A 25408-nucleotide genomic window follows, 5' to 3' on the forward strand; every position below is an offset into this window, starting at 1 on the left:
TTAGAGACTGTATTGAACGGTCGTATCCAAACCTTAGAGCCCACCACACCCAAGTTGTCACCACCACCATTGCCTATGCAGGTGGGAGGTGGGTATCTAAGTCATTTGGAGTGAGCCGATCACCAAATTCATATCGCCTATCTGGCAGAATCTAGAAAGGCTCGCGATGCATAGACCCGTTGCCTCCGGCCCCTTCCACACCCGGCAGAAACTCCGGCGGAAGCTCCGACAGCGAGAGAAGTCCCGTGCCACAAAACTGCACGCAACAACGCTCAGCGGAAAAGGAAAGTTCACGCTGCATGTCCGCCAGATCCTGGCGGCTTTGCTGGTAATCGCCTTGCCAGGAAGCGCGCTCGCTGCCTGCAGCACTGACCAGCAACAGGTCGGCGCGGGGTTCATTGTGGTCCAGAACTCCGAACCACAGTCGCCGCTGTACACCACTGACACCAATGAAACCGGTGGTGGCGATATCCTCCGCATGCTCTACTCAGGTCTGGTGCGCTACGACACCGACGGCTCGATGATCCTGGACCATGCGGCAGAAATTAAGCCCAACGAGGACTCGACCCATTTCGACATCACGCTAAAACCGGGCTGGACCTTCCACAACGGCGAACCAGTCACCGCGCAGAGCTACATCGATGCCTGGAATTACGCTGCCTACGGCCCGAACCTGCAGAAGCAGCAGTCCTTCTTCGCCAACGTGCAGGGTTTTGATGCTGTTTCGGGAGAAAAGGCCACGGAGAAAACACTCTCCGGCCTGAAAAAGGTCGATGACCTGAGGTTCACCGTGGATCTGACCAACCCAGATTCTTCCTTCCCGCTCAGCCTCGGCTATGTCGCGTTTATGCCGCTGCCGAAGGCCGCGTTCGAAGACAAGAAGGCTTTCGGTGAACACCCAATCGGCAATGGACCGTACAAGATGGCCGAAGGCCGCGCTTGGCTGCACAACAACCAGCTAACTGTGGTTCGCAATGATGACTTCGCCGGTGAGCACAAGGCCCGTAACAACGGCCTGGTATACCGCTTCTACTCGGACGTGGACACCGCATATGCAGACCTCCAGGCCGGCCGCCTGGACACGCTGCCACGCACAATTCCACCAACGGCTCTCGCCAGCTTCCAAACCGACTTCCCCGACTCCAGCGCAAATGTCCCGACCTCGTCTTCGCAGTACTTCGCAATTCCGCGAAATCTGCCAGGTTTTTCGGGTGAAGAGGGCAAGCTTCGTCGTCAAGCGATTTCTATGGCGATTGACCGGAAACTAATCACTGAGAAGATTTTCTTCGACACCCGCACCCCGGCGCGCGAGTTCAGCTCGTTGACGCTCGGTGACCTTGACCCGAACGTACCTGGCCAAGAGGTGCTGGAATACAACCCGAAGAAGGCCCGCCAACTGTGGGCCGAAGCCAACAAAATTGCGCCGTTTACCGGCTCGTTCGACATCGCCTACAACGCCGACGGCGGACACCAGCAGTGGGTCGAAGCGGTGACCAACATGATTGGCGAGACCCTCGGCATCGATTCCCACGGCAAGGCCTACCCGACCTTCAAGCAGCTGCGCGATGAAATCTCCAACGAGACCATCACCAGCGGCTACCGCACTGGCTGGGCAGCTGACTACCCATCTGTGGCCAACTACATGATCCCGCAGTTCGTCACCGGTGGTTCCTCGAATGACAACCACTACTCCAATCCGGAGTTCGACAAGCTGATTCAGGAGGCGGCCTCGGCAAAGAGCGCAGAAGATGCCAAGCCGATTTATGTCAAGGCTCAGTCTGTGCTGATGGAGGACCTACCAGCGATTCCGCTGTGGTACCCCAATGCTTCGGTGGCGTGGAACCCGAAGCTGCGCAATGCCGTAGTGATGTGGGACGGCATCTTGGACTACCCAATGATTGAGAAGGACTAGCACCATGGGTTGGTATATCGGAAAGAGACTCCTGCAGATGGTGCCGGTTTTCTTCGGTGCCACACTGCTGATTTATGCAATGGTCTTCGCCATGCCAGGCGACCCCATCGCCGCACTAGCTGGCGATAAGCAGCTGCCACCGGAGCAGGTCGCAGCACTGCGCGCCCACTACCACCTGGATGAGCCTTTCCTCGTCCAGTACTGGGAGTATCTCAAGGGCCTGTTCACCCTGGATATGGGCGAGACCTTCTCCGGTCGCTCGGTCGGCGAGGAAATCGCGCTGGCCTTCCCTATTACAATTCGCCTGGCTCTGATGGCCGTTGCCATTGAGGCCATTTTCGGTATCGGCCTCGGCGTTATTGCCGGTATGCGCAAGGGCGGCTTCTTCGACTCCACCGTTCTGGTGATGTCCCTGCTGGTTATCGCAACTCCGACCTTCGTGCTCGGCTTCGTGGCCCGCTACCTCTTCGGTGTGCGCTGGGAGATTGTCTCCCCCACCGTTGGTAGCGATGCCTCCTTTACCTCCCTGCTGCTGCCGGCATTCGTGCTGGGTCTCGTCTCGGTTGCTTATGTTCTGCGACTGACGCGCTCCGAGGTCTCGTCGGCACGCCATGCCGACTTCGTGCGCACTGCCCGCGCCAAGGGCTTGCCAACCTCTGAAGTCACCCGCCGCCACATCTTGCGCAACTCGCTAATTCCCGTTGTGACCTTCATCGGCGCTGATCTCGCGGCTCTGATGGGCGGCGCAATTGTCACCGAGGGCATCTTCAACGTGCCAGGTATCGGTGGCCTGATCTTCCACGCCGTCCAGATTGGTGAAGCTCCCACCGTGGTCAGCATCGTGACCATCCTGGTGGTTATTTACATGTTCGCCAACTTGCTCATCGACTTGCTCTACGCAGTCCTGGATCCGAGGATTCGTTATGCCTAAGCCAGATTCGACGCAGTTAGATTCGACTCAGCCAGAAAAGCAGGCCAACGCCGTGCATACCGGCACCGCGCAGGCCAACACCGCGCAGGCCCCCGCCGCACAGGCGACGAACCCCGACCACAAGCAGTTGCCGGATACCCCGCCACTGGGGCTCTGGGGTTCGGCCTGGCAGAACCTGCGTTACCGCCCACTGTTCTGGGTTTCCGCATTCATTATTTTGCTCTCCATCGCAGTGGCCGCATTCCCGTCGCTGTTCACCTCTGTGGACCCGACGGCGGCAAACCTGCGTGACTCGCTGGCCCCAGCCCGCGACGGCCACCCGATGGGCTTCACTCAGCAGGGCTACGACGTCTACGCCCGTGTCATCTACGGTGCCCGCGCCTCGGTCATCGTCGGCATCGGCGTCACCCTGGCCGTGACCGTGGTGGGCATCATCCTCGGTGCCATCGCTGGCTATCTTGGCGGTTGGGTCGACGCGGTGCTCTCCCGCATCACGGACATGTTCTTTGCCATCCCCCTGATTCTCGCCGGCATCGTGCTGATGCAGCTGTTTACCGAACGCACCATCTGGTCCGTGGTCTTCGTGCTCGCTGCTTTCGGCTGGCCGCAGATGGCGCGCGTGGTGCGTTCCTCGGTGATCTCGGTGAAGAACGAGGAATACGTCACCGCCTCCAAGGCGCTCGGTCTGTCCAGCACTGGCATTCTCTTCCGCCATGTGCTGCCGAACTGCCTCGCCCCTGTCATCGTCATGGCCACGACCTCGCTGGGTATTTACATCGTCGCCGAGGCCACGCTGTCCTACCTGGGCATTGGCCTGCCGACGACCACCGTTTCCTGGGGCAACGACATCTCTGTCGCACAGCAGGTGCTCCGCCAGGCCCCGTCCAACCTGTTCTGGCCAGCACTCGCCCTGGCGATTACCGTTCTCGGCTTCATCCTCATGGGTGACGCTTTGAAGGATTCTCTCGACCCGAAGGAGCGTCGTCGATGAGCACCGACACCAATACTTCCGCAGCGCCCATTCTCACCTTGAAGGATGTCTGCATTGGCTTTCCGACGACCACAGCGTCCGGCCGCCGCAGTAAATCGTTGACCGATGTCGTGCATGACGTCGACCTTGAGGTTTTCCCCGGTGAGACGGTCGCCATTGTCGGCGAGTCCGGCTCGGGTAAGTCCACCACTGTCCACGCCGCGCTGGGGCTGTTGCCCGGTGATGGTGAAGTCACCGGTGGCACCATCACCTTCGATGGCCGTGACATCACACACTTGACGGACCGCGAGTTTGTTAGCATCCGCGGCAACGGCATCGGCCTGGTTCCGCAGGACCCGATGACCAATCTCAATCCGGTGTGGACCGTCGGTTCCCAGATTAAGGAGGCGCTGCGCGCTAACAACATCGCCACTGGCTCTGAGGCCCACAAAAAGGCGATTGAGCTGCTGGAACAGGCCGGCCTGCCAAACGCTAAGAAGCGCATCGACCAGTACCCGCACGAGTTCTCCGGTGGTATGCGCCAGCGCGCGCTTATCGCGATGGGCTTGGCCGCGCACCCAAAGCTGCTGATTGCCGATGAGCCCACTTCCGCTCTCGACGTGACCGTGGCGAAGAAGATCCTCGACCACCTCGACAAGCTCACTAGCGAACTCGGCACGTCCGTGGTGCTTATTACCCATGACCTCGGCTTGGCTGCCGAGCGCGCTGACCGACTCGTCGTTATGCAAGCAGGACGTGTCGTGGAGACCGGCCCTGCCCTGCAAGTTCTCACCCGCCCGCAGCATCCATACACCAAGCAGCTAATCGCGGCGGCTCCGTCGCTGGCTGCCCGGCGCGGTGATCGCGTGGTGGCGGCGCCGACGACATCGGATGCGGACCAGAAGGAGATTCTGGTCGCGAAGAACTTGGTGCGCGACTTTGCCATCCGCGGCGACCGTCCGTGGCGCAAGGATTCCTTCCGCGCCGTCGATGACATCAGCTTTACGCTGCGTCGCGGTCGCACCATTGGAATCGTGGGCGAATCCGGTTCGGGCAAGTCCACTGTCGCCAACATGGCGCTGGGGCTGCTCGATCCGACCGAAGGCGAAGTGCTTTTCGACGGCAAACGCGTCCAGGGCCGGAATCGTAAAGAGGAGCTGGAGCTGCGGCGTCGCATTCAGCCGATTTTCCAGAACCCGTATGCGACGCTGGACCCGATGCGCACGGTGCATTCCTCCATCGAGGAGCCGCTGCGGATTCACAAGATTGGCACCAAGAAGGAGCGTGAGCAGCGCGTATTCGAGCTTCTCGACCGCGTCGCTCTTCCCGCGGAAATGGGGCGCCGCTTCCCCGGTGAGCTGTCGGGTGGTCAGCGTCAGCGTGTGGCGATTGCGCGTGCACTGGCCCTGAACCCTGAGGTTGTGGTCTGTGACGAGGCGGTGTCAGCACTCGACGTGGTGGTGCAGGCTCAGGTGCTCGAACTACTCGCCGAGCTGCAGGAAGAGATGGATTTGGCCTACCTGTTTATTACGCACGACCTCGCTGTGGTGCGGCAGGTGGCTGATGAGGTCATCGTGATGGAGCACGGCAAGATGGTTGAACACCGTCCGACCGACGATCTCTTCGATCACCCGGAGAAGGAATACACCCAGCGGCTGCTGGACGCCATCCCTGGTGCGTCGTTGGATTTGGATCTGTAGCTGGGCGGTGGCCTGTTTCCCCAGGGCACTTCGCTCCGCCCCCCCCTTCTGGGCCACTTCACGACACAGGCGTCACCTCGTACCAGCTGTGGAGGTGGCATGAGGTGACATAGGTGTCGTGAAGTGGCTGGGCGATTTTGAGTCGGAGCGGATTGAGCGAGAGAAGAGAGAAAGCTATCCGGAAAGACCGTCCAGACAGCCTGCTAGTCCTCCGGAGCAAGCTCGCTTTCAGTAACCCACTTGTGGTTCTTCATGGTCATGCCATCATCGTCAATATCGACCATGTACACCGGCTCCTGGGTGGAGTAGTCAACAGTGCCCTTGGCCCCCTTCATGCCCGCCATATGCTCGGCGTTGATGGTGATCTCGGAGCCGTCGGCAAGCGGTGCTTCGCCTGGGTTCTCCAGCTCCTCATGAACGACCCAGCGGTGGTCCTTCACCGGCTCACTGCCATCGGTCGGGGTGTAGGAAACGGAGTAGGTTGTGGTGGTGAAAACACCAACAACCTTGCCTTCTGCACCCTTCATGCCCGGCATGTGATCGGCGAGAACCTGCACTTCACTGCCGACCGGGAACTTCGCGTTGTCCGCCGCAATCATTCCCTCTGGAGCCGGACCACCATCGGCCGGATGGTCATGGCCGGCCATCGCGTCATCACCATGGTCACCATGACCGCCATGCTCATCGGCATCGTCCATATCATCCATGTCGTCATGGCCCTCAGTGCTGGTGGCCGACACGGAAGAGCTGGTCTCGCTAACAGTGCTGCTTGCCTCAGTACTAGCCGAATCATCGGAGGAGCAACCGGCCAGCACAAGGACGCTGGCGGCACCCGCGACTACGAGAGCATCTAGTGGTCGAATATTCTTTGCCATGGTTGAGCTCCTTTGTTGTTGATGTCAATCAATCTATGCCCTCACCCTAACAACGCTCCCCCGCCGTCACCATGCCTTACTTCCCGCGGCGGACGGAAATCGTCCAGCCAGCTTCACCGGTCTGCTCAAAGTTGGTGACCTCGTGGCCATCCTTCGCAGCCCAGCGCGGAATCGCATCCGTGGCCTGGGTGCAGTCGAATGGGATCACCAGCTCCTCGCCGACCTCAATCTTGTTGATCGCGTCCTTGGCCTCGATCAGCGGGAAGGGGCACACCGCGCCGACGGTGTCGAGCTCGTAACGCCCATCGCCCAGTGGCTTGAGCTTGCCGTCTTCCTGCTTGACGACGCTCCGGTCGAGCAACGCTACCGGCGCGACAGTAAAGGCACCCGCCAGCGGGGAGGCCTCGGTGCCAGCGACACCGGCACCTTCGCTACCCGGCAGGGACACAGGCGAAGTAGCAGTCGAAGTGACCGGAGCAGTTGCCGATACCGCTGTGTCGTTGGTGGTGGAAGGGGTGCTCGGGACGTCGTTAAGCGAAGGTGCGGACGGCTTCAGCCAGAGCTTTGCGGCGATAGCGACACCTGCGGCGATGGACGCCAGTGCGAGCCAACCCTGGTAGCTGAACAGCGAGGTCTGGACCATGCCGTTACCGACGGTGCAGCCGCCGGCCCACGCAGCGCCGACACCCATGAAGATGCCGCCGACGACCGAGCGTGCGCCCTGGGTGGCATCCGGGACGCGGAGGCGGAATTCACCGGAGGCCTTGGCCGCGATGAAGGAGCCGACGAGGATGCCGAGGACGAGGAGGACGCCCCAGTCGAAACGCTCGGTGTCACCAGTGACAACGTAGTTGGCGAGGTTGGAGGACGGAGTCGTGATGCCGAGGCCGTCGTTGCGGCCGGTGGCGGCGGACAGCGGCCATGCGATAACGCCAAGTACACCGACGATGGCGGCGGTGGCGTACACGTGCCAGGCCTTTTCAGTCAGAATGTGCGCCAGACCGGACTTACGTGGCGCCAGAGTGGCCGGGCGCGGACCGGAGAATTCTTCGCGCAGGAAGCGGACAGCGAAGTATGCCGTGACGGCGCTCAGCGCGATCACCAGTGGCCAGATGCTAATGCCCAGAGAGGCGTGGATGCTGGTCAGGCCGACGGTGCGGTCCTTCAGGGAATCCTGCAGGCCATTGAGGAAGCCAGTCTTCATGGCAGCAGCGGATAGGGCGTAAAAGACCAGTGCGATCCAGGAGCCGATCAGGCCCTCACCGGAGCGGTACCAGGTACCCGAGGCGCAGCCACCGGCCAGGACGATACCAAGTCCGAAGATAACGCCACCGACGATAACGGCCAGTGGTGCCAGCTCGTTGTATTCGGGAGTAATCACGCCGGCGCTGGTCAGTGCGGCCAGGCCGATGGCGTGGACGGAAATAACAATCAGCAGGGCGACGAAGCCGCGCCAGCTGCGCTGAGTGAAGATGTCGCGCAAGAAGCCGGTGACGCAGAAGCGTCCTCGCTGCATAACAAAGCCGAGCACGGCGCCCAGCGCTAGTCCTGAGATGAGCATGAGAGTGTTTCTCCTAAATTTATGAGCCAGTCCGCCATCAAAGCCATAATGAACAGACCTGTCTATTAGTGGATTAGAAGCTACTCTACACAGCGAAAAAAGTCCAACTTAATGAAGTTTTCACAGGGTAGAACACCTGCCAATAGACAGACCGAACCGTATAGTTGCTGGTGAGAAGCGCAAGTTGTGGCAAGCTAAAACACTATGAGCGCACAGAATTCAGCCCTGGTTGGACACCAGCGACACCAGCGGCTCCTTGCGATGCGCTCGATACTCGACCTTCCTTTTACCCATGCTTTCGCCCTTGACCCTCAGGCGGTCATCGATATTTCCGGCGTGGCCCGCCTCAGCGAGCTCAATGCCAAAAATGTCGTGACAATCGACAGCTTGCGTTCACTCGCCCACACCAACACGCAGGACTTTTACGCCATCGATGACGCAGCAGAAGCTCTGGGGACCGCCTTGCGAATGGCGATTTCCTCCCGGCAGCTACTCTGGTTCAGCTCGCTGCCCGAAAGTGATGTGAAGAAGGTACAAAACATCCTCGGCGGCGACATCGTTCATGTGGTGGGCCCGGAACTGGCCGTCGATAAGCTCGATGGCAGTACCCTCGAGCTTCCCACTGCGCTGAAACAGCGCGGAGAACCACTGGTGCCCATCGCTATCTCGCCAAGCGAGCTGGTGCAGGCCTGGGCACACGGCAGTCTCGAGCAGCAAAAACTGCTCGCTTACCTGCTGGAGGGAACAAATACGCTGGTCATGCAGCAAAAGGATCTGCATGCACTACGCAAAGTCGGGACCAAACTCATCGAGCGCAACCCCGTGTGGCGCCTGCTCTACAACCCGAAAGTGTTGGCCTATCTGGTGGTAATGGTCTACTCTTCGCTCCGCGCGCTACCTGTGGTTTTCGTCCCCGGATTCCATGGCAATGTCTGGGTGCTGTGGAGCATCGACATCATTACCGCTATCCCCTACACCTGGGGAATTGTCGAGATGATCACCGGCCGCTCATTCGGCCGAAGAATGCTGGGGCTCCTGATCACCCTAGTGACTTTCGTCTCGCCTTACGTCTACTTCTGGGCCAATGGGCGCGATTATCCGATGTGGGTCACCATCTTTGTCATCGCGTTAATTGTCGCAGCCTGCGCCGTCGAATACGTCCGCTGGCTGCGCGACCGCGCCATCTCCGCAATCCTGCGCCAACCACCCACCAACTGCCGCTAGCGACCGCTAAGCGAGCGCCGCACGCCGCCAATAATCAGCCAGGCACCGGCGGCAACGTTGACAGCCACAAGCCCGTGGATAGACGCCTTGCTTAACGACGCTGCCATCGTCTCACTTGCGATAAGCATGCCGGTCGAGACAATCCAGATGAACGTTGCGGCAATGTTGGCAATCCGGCCGCGTTCCACGCGGAATGGATGCGTGTAGTGCAGCGGCACCAGCGTCATTGCGCTGAAGATAAAAATGGCAGCGATGCACACCGCCATGGGCGCGTTCCATACCCACAGCAAGACTGCCACGATGTTCCACGCGGCAGGGAAACCAACGAAGTAGTAGTCGCCGGACTTGGCGGCTTCGTTGGCATAGCAGAACATCGACGACACCAGGACCAAAATAATCAGGGCAATCGCCAACGGCCGTGGCCCCAGTGGCAGATACATAACCATGAAAGCCGCGGGTATGGCGGTCCAGGTGAGATAGTCGACGATGTTGTCCACCACTGCGCCGTTAAACCACGGGACGACTTCCTTGATGTGATGCTTACGCGCCATATTGCCGTCGACACCATCGACGACGAGGGCAATGCCCAGCCAGAGCCACATCCAATGTGGGCTGCCCTCCAGCAGTGCGACCGCAGCCAGCGTTGCCCACACCAAACCGGTCAGCGTGAAGGCATGCACAGCCCAGGCGATGACATGCTGGCGCCAGGTGAAGCGGGTGAAGGTCGCGGCGGTGCTGGCAGTATCGGCGCAGGCAGTATCTGGCCCACTGGCGGTACTAGAACTGGCATTGTCGGAGCGAGTAGTAGCGTTCACGGCAGATGTCCTTTAGAGAACAAAATGCGCACAACTGCAAACCTTTATCGCAGTTGTGCGCAGAGTCGATTTTTTTCAATCGGTGAGTATAACGGCCGATGGGTCGTTTTCCCGTATTTTTACTCGGGCTTGTTCCGAGTTATTTAACGACGATCCTCGAACCAACCGGTAACAGCCGGTGCTGTGTTCTCGTAGACCAGCTTGGCTTCGGTGTACTCCTCCAGGCCGGTCGGGCCCAGCTCGCGGCCAATACCGGACTGACCAAAGCCACCCCACTCGGCCTGTGGCAGGTAGGGGCCAAAGTCGTTGATCCAGACGGTACCGTGACGCAGCTCGCGGGAAACGCGCTCAGACACCTCGCGGTTGGATGACCACACCGCACCGGCCAGGCCGTATTCGGTGTCGTTGCCGATCTCGATGGCCTCGTCAACCGTGGTGAAGGTCTCCACCGTCACTACCGGGCCAAAGGCTTCGTCGTGGACGCAGTCCATATCGCGGGTGACCTGGTCAATCACGGTTGGGAGGTAGAAGTAGCCGTCGGCAAGCGAGGCGGAACCATCGGCGGTGGTGCCCGTGGCGATCTCGCCGCCTACGCGCACACGAGCGCCCTGCTCACGAGCTCGATCGACGTATGCCGCGACCTTATCCAGGTGCTGCTTCGAAATCAGCGCACCGGTCTCGGCCTTCTCGTCGAGCGGACCGCCGAGCTGGATGTGTCCGGCGCGCTCGACCAGATCGTCGACAAACTTCTCGGCGATGGACTCCTCCACAATCAAGCGAGCGCCCGCCGAGCACACCTGACCGGAGTGCAGGAACGCAGCATTGAGGGCATTGTCCAAAGCGGCTTCGTAATCGGCGTCGGCGAAGATGATGTTCGGGTTCTTGCCGCCGAGCTCAAGCGCGACCTTCTTCACAGACTTAGCCGCTTCACCAGCAATAATCTTGCCAGTGACAAGACCGCCAGTGAAGGAGACCATGTCCACCTTCGGATGCGAGGACAGCGGTGCGCCCGCTTCGGCACCGGCTCCGGTAATGAGGTTGGCAACGCCTGCCGGAACACCCAGATCATCGATGACGTGCATGAGCAGAATTGCTGTGTGCGGAGTCAGCTCCGCCGGCTTGAGCACAAAGGTATTGCCCGTGGCCAGCGCCGGTGCAACCTTCCATGCGGTCTGCAGCAGTGGGTAGTTCCACGGCGTAATCAGGCCACAGACACCAACAGGTTCACGCACAATACGCGCGACGACGGACGGGTCATCCGCATCCACGAGACGACCGGCATCATTGCCCGCGAGCTTCCCGAAGTACTCAAAGCAGGCAATGATGTCATCCATATCGGCTGCCGCCTCAGGCAGGCGCTTGCCGGTATCCATAGCCTCTGCCCAGGCAAATTCGTCCTTGCGCTGCCTGATGGCAGCTCCGATATCGAGTACCAACTTGCTGCGCTCAGCTGTGCTCCAGGATGCCCAGGAACCTTCTCCGGTACGTCGGAAAGCAGCGTCGGCGGCGGCGATGGCGCGCTCGGTGTCGGTTGCGTCTGCTTCTGCGACCTCGGCGATGAAAGAGCCGTCGGCCGGGCACTCGATGGTGCGAGTATTGCCAGCGGCTGCAGCGGACCAGGTGCCGTTGATAAACAGCGTGGCGGCCCCTTCGTGAGATTTGGCGGTCTCGGTTGCGAGAGCCTTATCAGTAGTGGAAGGCTTAAAGGTCATTTAGGAATCCTCCTTGGCGTAGTCATCAGACCATTCGCGGACAGGTTCGGCATTATCGGACAGATCTGAGGTGCCCGGGAGATCAGACTGCATATGCAGGAACTCCAAGTGCCGTTCGTAGAGGTCGAGGACGTCGGAAATCAGCTGCTCTTGGGTGTAGCCATAGACGTCGTAGCCGAGCGAGCCGGTAAGCGTGAAGACCTCGAGACGGTAGTAGTAAATATCAGCATCACTGTCCAGGTGTACCAGGCCAGCGAAAGACGGCGTCAAGTGTTCAACCGGATAGACCTGGTAGCGGAAGCTCATCTCCTCGCCGAAACCGACCTGCAGGTCAATCTGGTCGATGCCAACTTCTTCTGCTGGTTCACGGTGCAGCGTCACTTCGCCGCCACGATCCCTGATAGCTTCTGCCACCTGTTCAAGCGCGGGCTGTACCACTCGGTCGAGGTAGCGCATGACTGGCTTCTTGCCCGGGAAGGACATGGAGCGGGCAAGTCGCTTACGCCAGTCGCCCTGTTCGCCATCTACGGCGCGGCCCGACATCGCCCCATGGAGGGCTCGACGTGTCGAATCCTGTTGCAGCAGCTCCAGTCGCAGCGACTTAAAGAGGCCATACATCACCAGATAGATGACAAAGGCGAACGGCAGGCCCATCACAATCGTCGCGGACTGCAGTGTCGGAATACCGCCGACGTAGAGCATCGCGATGGTCAGCACACCGACCACGACAGCCCAGAAAATACGGGTCCACTTCTTACCGTCCTGCTGTGTGTCGGTGATCTTCGAAGTGAAGTTACTCATCACCAGTGCTGCCGAGTCAGCCGAGGTGATGTAGAGCAGCAGACCGATCAGGGAGGTGACTGCCGCCACCAACATCGGTGCCGGGTACTGCTCTAGCAGAAGGTAGAAGGCGCGCTCCGGGTAATCCAATGCAGTCTGCCCAAACTCCGAATCGCCACCGATAACCAGGTCCAGAGCCGAGTTACCGAACACCGATACCCACATCAGAACGAAGAGGAATGGAATGGTCAGCGTGCCGACGACAAACTGACGCAGACTACGGCCACGGGAAATGCGAGCCAGGAACAAACCGACGAACGGTGCCCAGGCCACCCACCAAGCCCAGAAGAACAGGGTCCAGGAGTTCAACCATTCCTGCGCTCCGGAGAACGCGTAGGTATCCATAGTCATGGACGGGAACTTCGAGACGTACTCACCGACGTTCATCACCAGTGCGTCAAACAGGAACGCGGTGCGGCCGGTAACCAGGATGTAGAGCATCAAGCAGATGGCCAGGCCAACGTTGAGCTCCGAGAGACGACGAATTCCCTTGTCGACACCGGAAACTGCGGAGGCGATAGCCACCGATACGGCCACGACGATTAGAGCGATCTGCCAGGACGTACTCTCATCCACCCCGAACAGCACACGCAGGCCGTAATTCAGCTGGACGACGCCGATACCCAGCGAGGTTGCGACACCGAAAACGGTACCCAGCATCGCCGCGATTTCGACCGCTTCACCAGCGGGGCCGTGGATGCGCTTGCCGATAATCGGATAGAGCGCCGAACGAATGGTCAGCGGCATGTTCAGGCGATACGCGAAGTAGCCGAATGCCATACCCATCAGGGCGTAGAGTGCCCAACCGGTCACGCCATAGTGGAAGAGCGTGAACACCACTGCCTGACGTGCAGCTTCGATGGTCTCCGCGTCTCCGGTCGGCGGGCCATAAAACTGTGCCACCGGCTCCGCTACCGAGAAGAAGAGCAGGTCAATGCCGATACCCGCCGCAAAGAGCATAGAGGCCCAGGAGAACAGACCAAACTGAGGCTTGGCGTGATCGGGGCCGAGCTTAATCTGTCCCGTTCGCGAGATAGCGACGTAGAGCATGAAGAGCACTGCCACCGTCGCGGTCACGATATAGAACCAGCCGAAGTTCTTCGATACCCAGGCGACAATGCCAGCTAGGGTGTCCGCTGCATTGTCCGGGGCAAAAATAGCCCACAGGGCAATGGCAAGAATGCCAACACCTGAAATAATAAATACAGGCCAGTTGACCTCAGGCTCGGAGGTCACACTCGCTTGCGCTTGTTGTGGAGGGGCCGACTGCGATCGCTGCATTCCTTGCGACGATCCAGATTTTTCCTCCGTTACCTTCTCAGTTGGCGGAGTATCAGACATAGGAAAATCCTTCAGATTCGGGAACTAACCCAGCATACCTAGTTTGAATAATCCCTCAAGTTTAAGAATCGATTCAGAAGAATTCTCCAATACCAACATCAACACCTTCACCTGCATATTTACCCAGTTTTCAAGACGTTTAAAATCATTCCAACTGGAATTGAATACCAATTGTGTGGCATTCTATATAGGTGAAGGGGATTTGAGATACGCCTCCGGCCACTTATTCCAATATCAATATATAGGGCCCGCCTTTAAATATTACTTGGGGCTTATCGGGGCTTATCACAGTCCTTGAAAACCATTCCGATATGCATCGGCAAACAACCTACGGAGGTACACCAGAACATGGGAGCTTTCCCGGCTGTCTTCAACTTCGGTAAAAAGAATGGCAACACCACAGTCGAACACCGCGACGTCGTCATCGTTGGCGCGGGCTCTGCCGGCTCTGTGCTGGCTAACCGGCTGTCCGCAGACCACACTCAGCAGGTGCTCGTACTCGAGGCCGGCCGCATGGACTCCCTCTGGGATCTCTACATTCACATGCCTTCGGCGTTCTCCTTCCCAATCGGTAACAAGTACTACGACTGGAAGTACGAATCCGAGCCGGAACCGGAGATGAACGGTCGCCGCATCTACCACGCCCGCGGCAAGGTCGTCGGCGGCTCCTCCTCCATCAACGGCCAAATTTACCAGCGCGGTAACCCCATGGACTACGACAAGTGGGGCGACACCAAGGGGCTGGAGAACTGGGGCTGGAACCACGTTCTGCCGTACTTCAAGCGCATGGAAAATGCGCTCGGCTCCGACAAGGACGACCCGCGCCGTGGCCACGACGGCCCACTGCGCATGAAGCGCGGTCCGGCCGATTCTCCGCTGTTCAAGGCCTTCTTCAAGTCTGTCCAGCAGGCCGGCTACAACTACACCCCGGACGTCAACGGCTACCGCCAGGAGGGCTTCGGTCCCTTCGACGCGAACATCGACAAGGGCCGTCGCCTCTCCGCTGCCCGCGCATACCTGCACCCAGCCCTGCAGCGTCCAAATCTGGAGCTCCGCACCCGCGCAGAAGCCACCCGCATCCTCTTCGAGGGCACCAAGGCCGTCGGCATCGAGTACACCTGGAAGGGTCGTACACACCAGGTGCGAGCAGACAAGGTCATCCTCTGCGGTGGCGCTTTCAACTCTCCGCAGCTGCTCGAGGTCTCCGGCGTTGGCGATGAGAAGATTCTGAATGCCGCCGGAGTGAACGTCGTCAAGCACCTGCCTGGTGTCGGCGAGAACCTGCAGGACCACCTGGAGGTCTACATTCAGTACAACGCCACCCAGCCGGTGTCTTCACAGCCGTACCTGGAGAAGTGGCGTTGGCCGTTCATCGGTCTGTGGTGGATGCTCACCCACAAGGGCCCGGTGGCAACGTCGCACTTCGAGGGTGGCGGTTTCGCGCGCTCCAACGACAACGAGCCCTACCCGAACCTGATGTTCCACTTCCTGCCGCTGGCCATGCGTTACGACGGCACGAAGATCGATAGCCCGCACGGTTTCCAGTTCCACGTTGGTCCGATGTACTCGGATGCCCGTGGCCATGTCCACATCACCTCCTCGGACATCAAGGTCAAGCCGTCGATCCTGTTCAACTACCTGTCCACTGATCAGGACCGCCGTGAATGGGTCGAGGCTGTGAAGGTCTCCCGTAAGTTGCTGGACACTCCGGCCATGAAGGAGTACACCGACGGCGAGATTTCCCCGGGTGCAGATGTGCAGACCGACGAGGAAATTCTCGAGTGGGTCCGCAAGGATGCCGAGACCGCCCTGCACCCATCCTGCACCTGCAAGATGGGGCCGGCCTCCGACGAGATGGCCGTGGTCGATCCGGAGACCATGCAGGTCCACGGCACCGAGGGCCTCTACGTGGTTGACGCTTCGGTCATGCCGGGCATCACCAACGGCAATATCTACGCACCGACTATGATGATTGCCGAAAAGGCCGCTGACCTCATCGCCGGCAAGACCCCGCTGGCACCGCAGGACATTCCGTTCTACCGCGCTGGCCAGGGTATGCCGCTGGATCCGCCGGAGAGCACCAAGTAGTTCTTGAGTTCTTGAGGCGGTAGCGCGGCGTCTATTGCGCAACGTCGTTCGTCGGCATTGGCCGGGTTCTCCCACGCGGGGGAATCCGGCCTTAGTGTTACTCTCGCCCCTATGAGCAGTACAACCTCGCAGACACTCGAAAACCTCCGACGCTCATCAATCATTTTGGCGCCGATGGCCGGTGGCCCATCCACGCCCGAACTCGTCGCTGCCGTTTCCAATGCTGGCGGGGTTGGCACCCTTGCCGCCGGATATCTCACTGTCGAAAAGCTCACTGAACAAGCACGGAAGACGTGCGCACTGCTTGACGACGGCAAAGGTTTCGGCATCAACCTCTTCTGCCCCAACACTGCTGACGCCGGTATCGGAACCTCAGAGGAGGAACTTGCTCAGTGGACCGCTTTTCGTAATCGTCTGGCGCCGGCCGCTGCCCACTTCGACATCGACTTGCCTGACACTCCGACCTGGTCAGATGACTACTTCTCGGCGAAAGTCGAGGCAATTCTCGCTGATGACTTTCTGCCCAATCCCGATGCCCTGAAGTTCGTCTCCTTTACCTTTGGCTACCCAGATAACGAGGTCATTGCTCGGGTAAAGGAATCAGGCCGCAAAGTGATTTTGAATGCGACCTCAATTGAGGGTGTACAGGCGGCGGCGAAGGCTGGCGCTGATCGCATTGTCCTGCAGGGACTAGCTGCGGGTGGGCACCGCGCATTTGTGAAGGGGAAGGATTCGTCCGACAGCATTGGGGCCTCTGTGGAAGAGCTCGCCCAAGCAGTCACCGAAGCATGTGCAGTTACCAATGTTCCCATCATCGCCGCTGGTGGGGTGGGTAACCGAGAGGACGTCGTCAAGCTTGTGGAAGCCGGCGCGGTGGCTGTGCAAGCTGGCACACGGTTCCTCACCACCGCGGAGGCGGGTACGAAGGAGACGCACCGACGGGCACTGCGTGATTTGGTGGGGCGTGACACCGTTTTGACTCATGCTTTTTCCGGCAAGCCAGCGCGTGCCATCGAGAACACGTTTACCCGGGAGTTTTCTAGGGTCGCGCCGGAGCTTTACCCGCAACTGCACTACTTGACCACACCGCTTCGCGGCGCGGCGAATAAGGCCGTCGATCCCGAGTATCTCAATTTGTGGGCAGGTATTGCGTTTGCGCAGTGCACGAATCAATATGCGGCGGATGTTGTTGCGGAGCTTTCCGGCTTGGCCGAGTAATACGAAGCCGCCGATGCTACAAACTGCAAAATGACCAGCCCCGGACATATATCGCGGCTGGTCATTTGGCTTTATTTGTGACGACGACTTTTATGGCGACGGCGCGGTTGTGGCGTTAAGCGTCTAGCAGCCAATCGTTCGGGCTGAACAGCTCGAAGTGAACGTTATCGCGAGCAACACCGCGATCGGCGAGCTGCTGGCGAATGGCCTGCAGGAAGCCGTTGCCACCACAGAGGTAGAACTGAGCGCCCTCCGGCAGCTCCGCATCCGCCAGATTCATCAAATCCGGCTCGTACCACACCTGCTGGCGAGCATTGGTCAGAGCGGCGACAGCATTGTCACGCTCTGCGCGCAGGGCATCTGCGGTTTCTGCACGGTCCGCGTGGAGGACGACAACATCTCGCTTAGAGTCGCCAGCCACCAGGGCATCCAACATGCCGATCATGGGAGTGGCACCAATACCTGCGGAAATAAGCACCACCGGGTCGTTTGATTTGGTGTCCAACACCAGGTCACCTGCCGGCAGAGAGATCTCGATGGCATCGCCCGGCTGCACCTTTTCCCACAGCTGTGTGGAAACTTCGCCAGCCGGCAGGTCCTCAGAGGCATCGACACGACGAACCGCGAAGGTCAGAACACCTTCCTTGCCGCCGACCAGAGAGTATTGACGTAGCTGGCCGGCGCCGTCCGGCATGGTCTGACGCACGGAAATGTACTGTCCCGGGAGGTAGGAAACGGGGGTTTCGTCGTCAAGCTTGACGGAGAATACTGCGACATCATCACCGCGCTCTTCACGAGAGACGACGTGAGCGGCGCGGAAAACATCACCTGCTTCGACGCCGAGGTCGTCATAGAGCCCCTTCTCGAAGTCGATGAGAACACGCTGCATCTCCAGGTAGACGGCATCCCATGCGTCGCGGACAGCCCCCTGAAAGACCTCTGGGGTGAGGATTTCCTCGATGGCATCGAAGAGGTGCTTGTGCACGATTGGGTACTGCTCCGGCTTGATGCCAACGGAAATGTGCTTGTGGCCGATGCGGGAAAGCAGTTCTTCCGGGGCAGGAGCGTCTGGGTCGACCAGCGTAGCTGCGAAGGTAGCGACGGATGCCGCCAGCGCCTTCTGCTGAGCCCCCTGCTTCTGGTTGCCGCGGTTGAAGGTATCGGCAATGAGTTCGGGGTGAGCAGCGAACATCCGGTTGTAGAAGTTCGGCGTGATTTTCTCGATGTTGGCACCGACGACGGGCAGGGTTTGGGTGACGACTTCGGCCTGCTCTGGAGTCAGGCCGTTCTTGTTGACATTCAGGTTTGGCATGACTTCACACTATCACCATATTGCGCATTTTGTTTGCGCAATATTGTTTGTTGGCGCCAAAACTAGTCTTTGCAGTTGCGAATCAACCGCTTTTAGCTGCAGAAACGGCGCCGCCAAAAGTCTTGACAGACAAGCTTCGACAGCACCACTCTCAGCTCTTTTCAAATCGAGATTAGGCCTTCAGTTCTACGCCTAAACCACCTAAACCGGACGAATATTGAGCCTCGACCCCTCAGACAAGCTACCTCCCTCGGAAGTATCACCATCCGCACCATCAACCGACTTGGCGGGAATGAGATCAGCAATCAACACCGGATCGAGTGCCGCGAAGAACGCCTCCTGTGCAGCCGCTAACTTGCCACGCAACAGGCACGTCGGCAGCAATGGACAGTCAGTGCCGACACAATCGACGACCTCGTTGTTTTCCAGAGTGCGCAGCAGCTTGCCGACGGATTTTTCCGTAGCCGAATCTCGCAGATAGATGCCACCATTGCGCCCCTTGACCGCTTCCAAGAAGCCGAGCTCCACAAGCCGCGAGACAACCTTGGAAACATGCGCGCGAGACGCATTGAGAGACTCCGCTACCTCGGCAGCGGTGTATTTGCGCCCCGGCTCCCCCGTCGCCATCAAAGTGATGACACGCAGGCTCAAATCAGAGAAAAGCGTTAGTTGCATTGCGTGTCATCCTTCATCGTTGTACTGCACAAACCACCCCCTTGCCAGCCACTTCGGGCAACAAGGGGGTGGTTCTAGGTTCTAGCTTTTAGCAAGGCTAGCTAGCAAGATCTTAGTCCTGCAGGCTCTTCTCGATACGAGCCTTCAGAGCCTCGAACTCGTCCCAGACTTCCTGCGGAACGCGGTCGCCGAGGAACTTCAGCCACTCCTCGTTGTCCGGGAGGTCACCCTGCCACTTAGCAGCCGGTGCCTTCAGGGCTTCCTTGACATCGGCGAAGTCGATGTCCAGGCCAGTCAGGTCCAGGTCCTCTGCCTTAGCGGTGTGACCAACAACGGTCTCCTTGGCGCCAACGCGACCCTCAATGCGGTCGATGATCCACTTGAGAACACGGGAGTTGTCGCCGAAGCCCGGCCACAGGAAGCGGCCGTCTTCGCCGCGGCGGAACCAGTTGACCAGGAAGACCTCTGGCATCTTGTCGCCGCCCTTGACACCCATGTCAATCCAGTGCTGCAGGTAGTCACCGACGTTGTAGCCAATGAACGGCAGCATTGCCATCGGGTCGTGACGCAGGGAGCCAACCTTAGCCTCAGCGGAAGCAGCGGTCTGACCGGAAGCCAGGGTTGCACCGATGAAGGTTGCGTGGTTCCAGGACAGAGCCTGGGTCACCAGCGGCACAGTGTCCGGGCGACGGCCACCGAACAGGATGGCGTCAATCGGGACACCCTGCGGGTCGTCATACTCCGGTGCGGCGACCGGGCACTGCGAAATCGGGGTGCAGTAACGGGAGTTCGGGTGCGAGGACAGCTCGTCGGAATCCGGAGTCCAGTCATTGCCCTTCCAGTCAATGAGGTGCTCCGGCTTGCCTTCCATGCCTTCCCACCAGACGTCGCCATCGTCGGTCAGTGCGACGTTGGTGAACAGGGTGTTACCGGCCTCCATGGTCTTCATGGCGTTCGGGTTGGAGGAGTAGTTGGTACCCGGTGCAACACCGAAGAAGCCGTTCTCCGGGTTGACAGCGTACAGGCGGCCGTCCTCACCGAACTTCAGCCATGCGATGTCGTCACCGACGACCTCGGCCTTCCAGCCCTCGATGGTCGGAGTCAGCATAGCCAGGTTGGTCTTACCACATGCAGACGGGAATGCAGCGGCGATGTGGTAGGCCTTGCCCTCTGGGTTGGTGAGCTTCAGGATGAGCATGTGCTCGGCCATCCAGCCCTCTTCCTTAGCCATGACCGAAGCGATACGCAGTGCGTAGCACTTCTTGGCCAGGATGGCGTTTCCGCCGTAGCCGGAACCGTAGGACCAAATCTCCTTGGTCTCCGGGAACTGGGTGATGTACTTCTCATCGTTGCACGGCCATGCAACGTCCTCCTGGCCCTCCTCCAGCGGAGCGCCAACGGAGTGCAGAGCGTGGACGAAGTCCCCGTCCGGACCAATCTTGTCCAGGGCATCCTGACCCATGCGGGTCATGATTCGCATGGAGAGAACCACGTACTCCGAGTCGGTCAGCTGAACACCCAGCTTCGGCTCCGGGTCGGTAATCGGACCCATGCAGAACGGAACGACGAACATGGTGCGACCCTTCATGGAACCGCGGTAGTGCTCGGTCATTTCCTTCTTCAGCTCGACCGGATCCGCCCAGTTGTTGGTCGGGCCAGCGTCCTCTTCCTTTTCAGAAGCGATGAACGTGCGGGACTCCACACGAGCAACGTCCTTCGGGTTAGAGCGGGCAAGGAAAGAGTTCGGGCGCTTTTCCTCATTCAGCTTGATAAGAGTTCCCTTATCAACCAGGTCCTGGGTAAGGCGGTTCCACTCTTCTTCCGAGCCATCAGCAAAGACAACCTTGTCTGGCTGGGTCAGTTCTACGACCTCAGCAATCCAGCGCAGCAGTTCGGCGTTCTCGGTCGGGGCCTGGCCCTCGAGACCAGGAATAGAAGGTGCGGACATCAGTTCTCCTGACTCATTGATTCGCGTCTTAATTTAAGGCTACCGGGGGATACCGAAAGTTGCCGGGCCCCACATCGACAATCGGCTCGTTCCCTCATTTGCAAGCCGTTACATCACGGCTTTACAACAAATAATTTTCCTCGCCCCCATTCTTGCGACCTGTTCATTTATGGCTATAACCAGCGAATAAGGCCAGCCTCACCACATAAAATTACAACCATTAACCCTTTGGCTGCAGTTACCCCCATTTGTAAGCAACCGAGACACGGGTACCCCCGCGCGCAGCGGTTCCAAAGTCATTAGCCCCAGCTGCCCCGCGCAGACTGCTCCCATGAGTACGCATCCCACTTCCCCGCTGCTGATACCGTTTCCGCTGCCGCTCCGCCTATCGCGTCAGCAGCCCTCACATCATCGCTGCTCCAAGACTCCCAAGTGCCGTCAAAACGGACCGTCGTAACGTGATCCACCGTGCCGTCACCGTCTAAATCCGAATAGATCGACAACCCGGAGTCGTCGGCAAGCGTAATTGACCCCTCGTCGTCGCCGAGGTCGTAGAGCTGCCCATCGACCTCCACGACCAACCCGGCGCCACCAACGTCCGCAGACTGCCCATCAATCGGCGTCGCCGCCTCCAAACCACACGGCGTAGCGGGCGAACGCACCTCCACCCCGCCCTCGGACGCGGGTTGGTCGGAAAAGTACTGCAGTAATGAAAACTCATCCATCGTGATATCCCCCTATTCCTCTTGGCTGTCACGGCTATCGTGCAGGCGCTCCGGTGTACTCCGCCAGCTGTTCTATTCGCCATCCCGGACCCCGCGCACCAAGGGCTTCGCGCACCGTCATCTCCACGGACTGTGTCCATTTTCGCCGCAGATGGGCGAGGTAATTTGCCCGCCACTGCGCGGTGCGTTGGCGTGCGTTACGACGAATCGTTGCGCCCACCGCCACCACCGCAACGCCGAGGCCTATTGCAAGTGCGACCAGCTGCGCCACAAGCGTCGGCACCCCAACCCACATCAGCACCCCGTGGACGATCCGCACTGCGCCGACCGCCGCGCCAAGCGAGGCCACCGCCACCAGCGCGTCCATGGCATAACTGGGGCGAGCCGGACTTTCTGGAGCGGGCACCGGGATTTCCACATGAAGGCCCAATTCGTCGCCACACCGCTGCTGCAGCCGCGTCGCTGCAATTTCGGCACGGCCCTGAAGTTCCGCTTGGTCACCCGCGGGGCCGTCAGCCACTTCCTGGAGCGCATCCCGCACTGCACTCTCAGCTGCCAACTGCATCTTCCGCTGCAATCGCGCCGCCGCCCCGGCTCCGCGCGATCGCTCCTGCGCCAGCTGAGCTCGCACATTTCGAGCCCGGCGCGCACTCAGTGTTTCCCCCGAGTTTCTGGGCGGGCCTTCTGCCAGCAGAACCAGGGTTCTGGCCATCCTCTCGTCCAGCGCTCCCATCGGGATTGTGCTGTCGATTTCCTGACGCCAGGCCTCGACATACTCACCATTGCCAATCAGGCCAACTGCAACGCGACCGGTGGCCTGGCTAATTGCTGCAACCGTGCTGACGCACTCCCGCGTGGGCTGCACCTCGCTGTCTGCAACATAGAGCACGACGACGCTGCGTTTATCCACAAACTCCAGCCGACGTGGCGGCGTCGCAGTGTCAACGATCTGCGAGAAGTCCGCGCGGTCCGCCGCGTCCCCGGCTTTGGTGACAAGGAGCGGTGGCTGCTCAGACCCCTCCGCCGAGACCGGGCGTGGCTCAACTACGTCCGGTGTTGCCATAGCAACTCCTCCAGGCTGTCTCTAGCCGCGGGAAAGGCTGCCGCGATCTCAGTCAACTGCACTGCGAGTAGCCCGTCATCATTGCGTGATCCGCCTTCCGCACCGAGGCGTTCGGCAATCTTCCGCAACGCGGAGCTGAACAAAAAGGTGTGTTCAGCTGTCTCGTTTGTGGTGATGTCGCAATACTCGTCGGCAAGCGAATGGCGAATCGGTTGTTGCTCGATGACCAGCGCGACAGGGGCGGACAGCTTGTCGGCCAGCTCCGCGTGACATTGCGAAAATGCCTCGCGCACAGCGGTTTCACGCACGCCCCTGCGCAATCGCGCGCAGATTATCGGTGGCCGTTTCTCGCGCTCAAGCGCCTTGGCGACGCACACCTCCGCGCCGCTCGTGTTAGCGGTGTCCGAGTGCGCGGCCTGTCGTGATGACAGCCAGTCCACCACGGCAGCGCGCAACGACGACGATGTAGATCCCGTTGACGGCTGTGTTGTTTCCGTGACATCAGTTGCGGAAATAAGGTCCATCCGGCCTAGTCCCCTCCCATAAATCCCCTGCGTGGTTTAGTTAAAACCTGCGTAACCCCCATACGGCCCGTGGGCCAGATTCCGCGCCCTGAAACGCTGCGCTAGGCAGCCCCCAAGCACCGCTTCAACAAACGAATAAGCGCGGCTTCGCGTTCAGCCTACAGCGGACCGCGGATTCGGCAAGTCGGCAAAACAAATTGCCCCGCCGTGCCGCCTATTCAGGACGACGCGGCATCGTCAACCGGCGTGAAACCGCCAGGACAACAACAAAAATCCTAGGGGCAATGATTGGATAGTTGGCCGATGTCGTGGACAATAGGGAACGTGACTACTTCTGATTTTTCTGAAAATATCGAACAGCCTGCGGTTTCGCAGCAATCTGAACCATTGCCAACTCGCGCGGACGAGCAGGCGGAACAACCGCATGAACGCCAGCCGAAGAAGGGCGAATTGCCTGCAGGTCGTCCGGAAAAGACCCAATTCGACGATGGTCTTGACTACCCGCGCATCGGCAATCTGTCCTTCCGCCGTGGCACTTTGACTCCCAACCAGGAAAAGATCTGGGAAGACAACTGGGACACGTACGGCAAGGTCCTCTCCGACGAAGTCATTGACGTGGAGGAATGGTTCGGTCGCAAGGGACCGACCATCGTCGAGATTGGCTGCGGCACCGGCACGTCCACCGTGGCAATGGCTCCGCAGGAACCGGACCACAACATCATCGCCGTTGAGCTTTACCGCCCTGGCCTGGCGAAACTACTCTCCGCCACCGTGCGCAATGAGGTGTCGAACATCCGCATGGTCCGCGGCGACGGCGTCGAGGTTTTGCAGCGCATGATCGAGCCGGAGTCGCTGGCCGGCGTGCGCCTGTTCTTCCCGGACCCGTGGCCGAAGGCACGCCACCACAAGCGCCGCATTGTGCAGTCTGGCACGTTGCGCCTGATTTCTTCGCGTCTGAAGCCCGGCGGCATTTTCCACGCCGCCACCGACCATGCGGACTACGCAGAGTGGATCGAGGAGCTCCGCGAGGTCGAGCCGACGCTCGAGCCTATCGCCTGGCCCTGGCCGGAATCCCCCATGCTTCTCGACCGACCGACGACCAAGTTCGAAGCCCGCGGCCTGAACCTCGACCACGACATCCACGAGTTCATCTGGCGCAAGAAAGAGGCATAGGAACATGAGCACTACCCAAAACACCTCTGCCAGCTACAACACCACTGAGACGCACCCGACCGCACTACTCGTGTGGGACGCCCCGAACTTGGACATGGGGCTCGGCGCCATTTTGGGATCCCGCCCGACCGCCGCACACCGCCCGCGCTTCGACGCCGTGGGCAAATGGCTTATCGACGAAGCCGAGCGCGTATCCCACAACATCGGTTCCGATGTCCTCCCCGAGGCCACGGTATTCACCAACGTCAACCCGGGCTCAGCGGAGATTGTCCGCCCCTGGGTCGAGGCTCTGCGCAATGTCGGTTTCGCGGTCTTCGCAAAGCCGAAGATCGAAGAGGACACCGACGTTGACCCCGACATGATTGCGCACATCCAACGGCGTTACGACGAAGGCGTGTTGCGCAGTGTCGTCGTTGCGTCCGCCGATGGCCAGAATTTCCAGGAGCTGTTGGAAAAGCTTGCATCCGAGGGGATTCGGGTAACCGTCATCGGTTTTCACGAGCACGCTTCCTGGGCGCTGGCCTCCGATGCGATTCGCTTCGTTGACCTGGAGGAAATCAAGGGCGTCTTCCGCGAGCCGCTACCGCGTATCGATCTCGACCGCCTGCCTGATGGCGGTGCGTGGCTGCAGCCGTTCCGTCCGCTCACGTCGTTGCTCAAGGAGCGCGACGGCAAGAACGACGACTAGGGAGACCACCGCGGCGACGTCTAGGGAGACGAACAGGAAGACGAACAGGCTTCTTATTTATGTCACGACTTAAAAAAGTCCTCAAAACCGGCAATTCGAGCTGGCTACGATCG

The 25408-nt window shown here is 59.7% G+C and carries 20 protein-coding genes; 9 read left to right on the forward strand and 11 right to left on the reverse strand.

Translation table 11 applies throughout. The features are described 5' to 3' along the window. Positions 1-166 precede the first annotated feature (166 nt). The 4 genes from ADB08_RS05975 to ADB08_RS05990 are packed head-to-tail and all read left to right on the forward strand — an operon-like array spanning position 167 to position 5513. Entirely contained in the window at positions 167-1912 is a 1746-nt protein-coding gene (locus ADB08_RS05975; protein ID WP_049171778.1) for a peptide ABC transporter substrate-binding protein, read from the forward strand. A 4-nt stretch (positions 1913-1916) separates the two neighbouring features. Then, entirely contained in the window at positions 1917-2843 is a 927-nt protein-coding gene (locus ADB08_RS05980; RefSeq protein ID WP_016421610.1) for an ABC transporter permease, read from the forward strand. Next, positions 2836-3834, forward strand: coding sequence for an ABC transporter permease (locus ADB08_RS05985; RefSeq protein WP_049171781.1), 999 nt, complete (start codon positions 2836-2838; stop codon positions 3832-3834). Before ADB08_RS05980 ends, ADB08_RS05985 begins: the two co-directional genes overlap by 8 nt. Continuing rightward, positions 3831-5513, forward strand: coding sequence for a dipeptide ABC transporter ATP-binding protein (locus tag ADB08_RS05990; protein ID WP_049171783.1), 1683 nt, complete (start codon positions 3831-3833; stop codon positions 5511-5513). The genes ADB08_RS05985 and ADB08_RS05990 overlap by 4 nt, the downstream gene beginning before the upstream one ends. 203 nt (positions 5514-5716) lie before the next feature. On the opposite strand, the gene ADB08_RS05995 is transcribed toward ADB08_RS05990, so the two are convergent. Together ADB08_RS05995 and ADB08_RS06000 are read right to left on the reverse strand one after the other, a co-directional pair. Next, on the reverse strand, positions 5717-6388 hold the full coding sequence (locus ADB08_RS05995; RefSeq protein ID WP_049171786.1) for a YdhK family protein: 672 nt from the start codon (positions 6386-6388) through the stop codon (positions 5717-5719). A gap of 76 nt (positions 6389-6464) precedes the next feature. Beyond that, positions 6465-7949: a YeeE/YedE thiosulfate transporter family protein gene (locus ADB08_RS06000; protein WP_049171788.1), complete on the reverse strand. Its 1485-nt coding sequence runs from the start codon at positions 7947-7949 to the stop codon at positions 6465-6467. 204 nt (positions 7950-8153) lie between these two features. Here ADB08_RS06000 and ADB08_RS06005 point away from each other — a divergent pair, with 204 nt between their 5' ends. Further along, complete coding sequence (locus ADB08_RS06005; RefSeq protein ID WP_049171789.1) at positions 8154-9173, forward strand: hypothetical protein; 1020 nt, start codon at positions 8154-8156, stop codon at positions 9171-9173. On the opposite strand, the gene ADB08_RS06010 is transcribed toward ADB08_RS06005, so the two are convergent. The 3 genes from ADB08_RS06010 to betT all read right to left on the reverse strand — a co-directional run bounded on the left by ADB08_RS06010 (position 9170) and on the right by betT (position 13881). Then, positions 9170-9988 carry a CDP-alcohol phosphatidyltransferase family protein gene (locus ADB08_RS06010; protein WP_080971496.1) on the reverse strand — a complete coding sequence of 273 codons (819 nt, stop codon included), beginning with the start codon at positions 9986-9988 and terminating at the stop codon, positions 9170-9172. The two genes, ADB08_RS06005 and ADB08_RS06010, sit on opposite strands and share 4 nt — an antisense overlap. A 143-nt stretch (positions 9989-10131) precedes the next feature. Then, complete coding sequence (locus ADB08_RS06015; RefSeq protein WP_049171791.1) at positions 10132-11700, reverse strand: aldehyde dehydrogenase family protein; 1569 nt, start codon at positions 11698-11700, stop codon at positions 10132-10134. Next, entirely contained in the window at positions 11701-13881 is a 2181-nt protein-coding gene (gene betT / locus ADB08_RS06020) for a choline BCCT transporter BetT (protein ID WP_049171793.1), read from the reverse strand. Positions 13882-14229: 348 nt separating this feature from the next. On the opposite strand from betT, the gene betA reads away from it, so the two are divergent. Together betA and ADB08_RS06030 are read left to right on the forward strand one after the other, a co-directional pair. Next, on the forward strand, positions 14230-15969 hold the full coding sequence (gene betA, locus ADB08_RS06025) for a choline dehydrogenase (RefSeq protein WP_049171795.1): 1740 nt from the start codon (positions 14230-14232) through the stop codon (positions 15967-15969). Positions 15970-16080: 111 nt separating this feature from the next. Continuing rightward, positions 16081-17187: an NAD(P)H-dependent flavin oxidoreductase gene (locus ADB08_RS06030; RefSeq protein WP_065421657.1), complete on the forward strand. Its 1107-nt coding sequence runs from the start codon at positions 16081-16083 to the stop codon at positions 17185-17187. Between the two features lie 115 nt (positions 17188-17302). Here the strand turns inward: ADB08_RS06030 and ADB08_RS06035 are convergent, their stop codons facing one another. The 6 genes from ADB08_RS06035 to ADB08_RS06060 form a co-directional block, all read right to left on the reverse strand. Continuing rightward, entirely contained in the window at positions 17303-18499 is a 1197-nt protein-coding gene (locus ADB08_RS06035; RefSeq protein WP_049171798.1) for a globin domain-containing protein, read from the reverse strand. A 201-nt stretch (positions 18500-18700) separates the two neighbouring features. Beyond that, positions 18701-19174 carry an Rrf2 family transcriptional regulator gene (locus ADB08_RS06040; protein WP_049171799.1) on the reverse strand — a complete coding sequence of 158 codons (474 nt, stop codon included), beginning with the start codon at positions 19172-19174 and terminating at the stop codon, positions 18701-18703. A gap of 112 nt (positions 19175-19286) precedes the next feature. Then, a complete protein-coding gene (locus ADB08_RS06045; protein ID WP_049171801.1) occupies positions 19287-21122 on the reverse strand; it encodes a phosphoenolpyruvate carboxykinase (GTP) in 1836 nt (611 codons plus the stop codon). Positions 21123-21421: 299 nt separating this feature from the next. Then, positions 21422-21847, reverse strand: coding sequence for a DUF6802 family protein (locus ADB08_RS06050; protein ID WP_049171803.1), 426 nt, complete (start codon positions 21845-21847; stop codon positions 21422-21424). A gap of 34 nt (positions 21848-21881) precedes the next feature. Beyond that, positions 21882-22910, reverse strand: a complete 1029-nt coding sequence (locus tag ADB08_RS06055) for a hypothetical protein (RefSeq protein WP_049171805.1) — start codon at positions 22908-22910, stop codon at positions 21882-21884. Next, positions 22892-23434 carry a hypothetical protein gene (locus ADB08_RS06060; protein ID WP_049171808.1) on the reverse strand — a complete coding sequence of 181 codons (543 nt, stop codon included), beginning with the start codon at positions 23432-23434 and terminating at the stop codon, positions 22892-22894. Before ADB08_RS06060 ends, ADB08_RS06055 begins: the two co-directional genes overlap by 19 nt. Before the next feature lie 324 nt (positions 23435-23758). Between ADB08_RS06060 and trmB the strand changes: the two genes are divergently transcribed. Both trmB and ADB08_RS06070 read left to right on the forward strand, forming a co-directional pair. Continuing rightward, a complete protein-coding gene (trmB, locus tag ADB08_RS06065; protein WP_224784268.1) occupies positions 23759-24607 on the forward strand; it encodes a tRNA (guanosine(46)-N7)-methyltransferase TrmB in 849 nt (282 codons plus the stop codon). A 4-nt stretch (positions 24608-24611) separates the two neighbouring features. After that, entirely contained in the window at positions 24612-25295 is a 684-nt protein-coding gene (locus ADB08_RS06070) for an NYN domain-containing protein (protein ID WP_049171810.1), read from the forward strand. The last annotated feature ends 113 nt before the right edge of the window (positions 25296-25408 follow it).

The organism is Corynebacterium sp. 239_CJEI, from assembly GCF_001055995.1.
Taxonomy (GTDB): Bacteria; Actinomycetota; Actinomycetes; order Mycobacteriales; family Mycobacteriaceae; genus Corynebacterium; species Corynebacterium jeikeium_D.

Coding starts and splice junctions, on each gene's coding strand:
- ADB08_RS05975 (WP_049171778.1), top strand. CDS start 167: ATGCATAGACCCGTTGCCTCCGGCCCCTTCCACACCCGGCAGAAACTC.
- ADB08_RS05980 (WP_016421610.1), top strand. CDS start 1,917: ATGGGTTGGTATATCGGAAAGAGACTCCTGCAGATGGTGCCGGTTTTC.
- ADB08_RS05985 (WP_049171781.1), top strand. CDS start 2,836: ATGCCTAAGCCAGATTCGACGCAGTTAGATTCGACTCAGCCAGAAAAG.
- ADB08_RS05990 (WP_049171783.1), top strand. CDS start 3,831: ATGAGCACCGACACCAATACTTCCGCAGCGCCCATTCTCACCTTGAAG.
- ADB08_RS05995 (WP_049171786.1), bottom strand. CDS start 6,388: ATGGCAAAGAATATTCGACCACTAGATGCTCTCGTAGTCGCGGGTGCC.
- ADB08_RS06000 (WP_049171788.1), bottom strand. CDS start 7,949: ATGCTCATCTCAGGACTAGCGCTGGGCGCCGTGCTCGGCTTTGTTATG.
- ADB08_RS06005 (WP_049171789.1), top strand. CDS start 8,154: ATGAGCGCACAGAATTCAGCCCTGGTTGGACACCAGCGACACCAGCGG.
- ADB08_RS06015 (WP_049171791.1), bottom strand. CDS start 11,700: ATGACCTTTAAGCCTTCCACTACTGATAAGGCTCTCGCAACCGAGACC.
- betT (WP_049171793.1), bottom strand. CDS start 13,881: ATGTCTGATACTCCGCCAACTGAGAAGGTAACGGAGGAAAAATCTGGA.
- betA (WP_049171795.1), top strand. CDS start 14,230: ATGGGAGCTTTCCCGGCTGTCTTCAACTTCGGTAAAAAGAATGGCAAC.
- ADB08_RS06030 (WP_065421657.1), top strand. CDS start 16,081: ATGAGCAGTACAACCTCGCAGACACTCGAAAACCTCCGACGCTCATCA.
- ADB08_RS06035 (WP_049171798.1), bottom strand. CDS start 18,499: ATGCCAAACCTGAATGTCAACAAGAACGGCCTGACTCCAGAGCAGGCC.
- ADB08_RS06040 (WP_049171799.1), bottom strand. CDS start 19,174: ATGCAACTAACGCTTTTCTCTGATTTGAGCCTGCGTGTCATCACTTTG.
- ADB08_RS06045 (WP_049171801.1), bottom strand. CDS start 21,122: ATGTCCGCACCTTCTATTCCTGGTCTCGAGGGCCAGGCCCCGACCGAG.
- ADB08_RS06050 (WP_049171803.1), bottom strand. CDS start 21,847: ATGGATGAGTTTTCATTACTGCAGTACTTTTCCGACCAACCCGCGTCC.
- ADB08_RS06055 (WP_049171805.1), bottom strand. CDS start 22,910: ATGGCAACACCGGACGTAGTTGAGCCACGCCCGGTCTCGGCGGAGGGG.
- ADB08_RS06060 (WP_049171808.1), bottom strand. CDS start 23,434: ATGGACCTTATTTCCGCAACTGATGTCACGGAAACAACACAGCCGTCA.
- ADB08_RS06070 (WP_049171810.1), top strand. CDS start 24,612: ATGAGCACTACCCAAAACACCTCTGCCAGCTACAACACCACTGAGACG.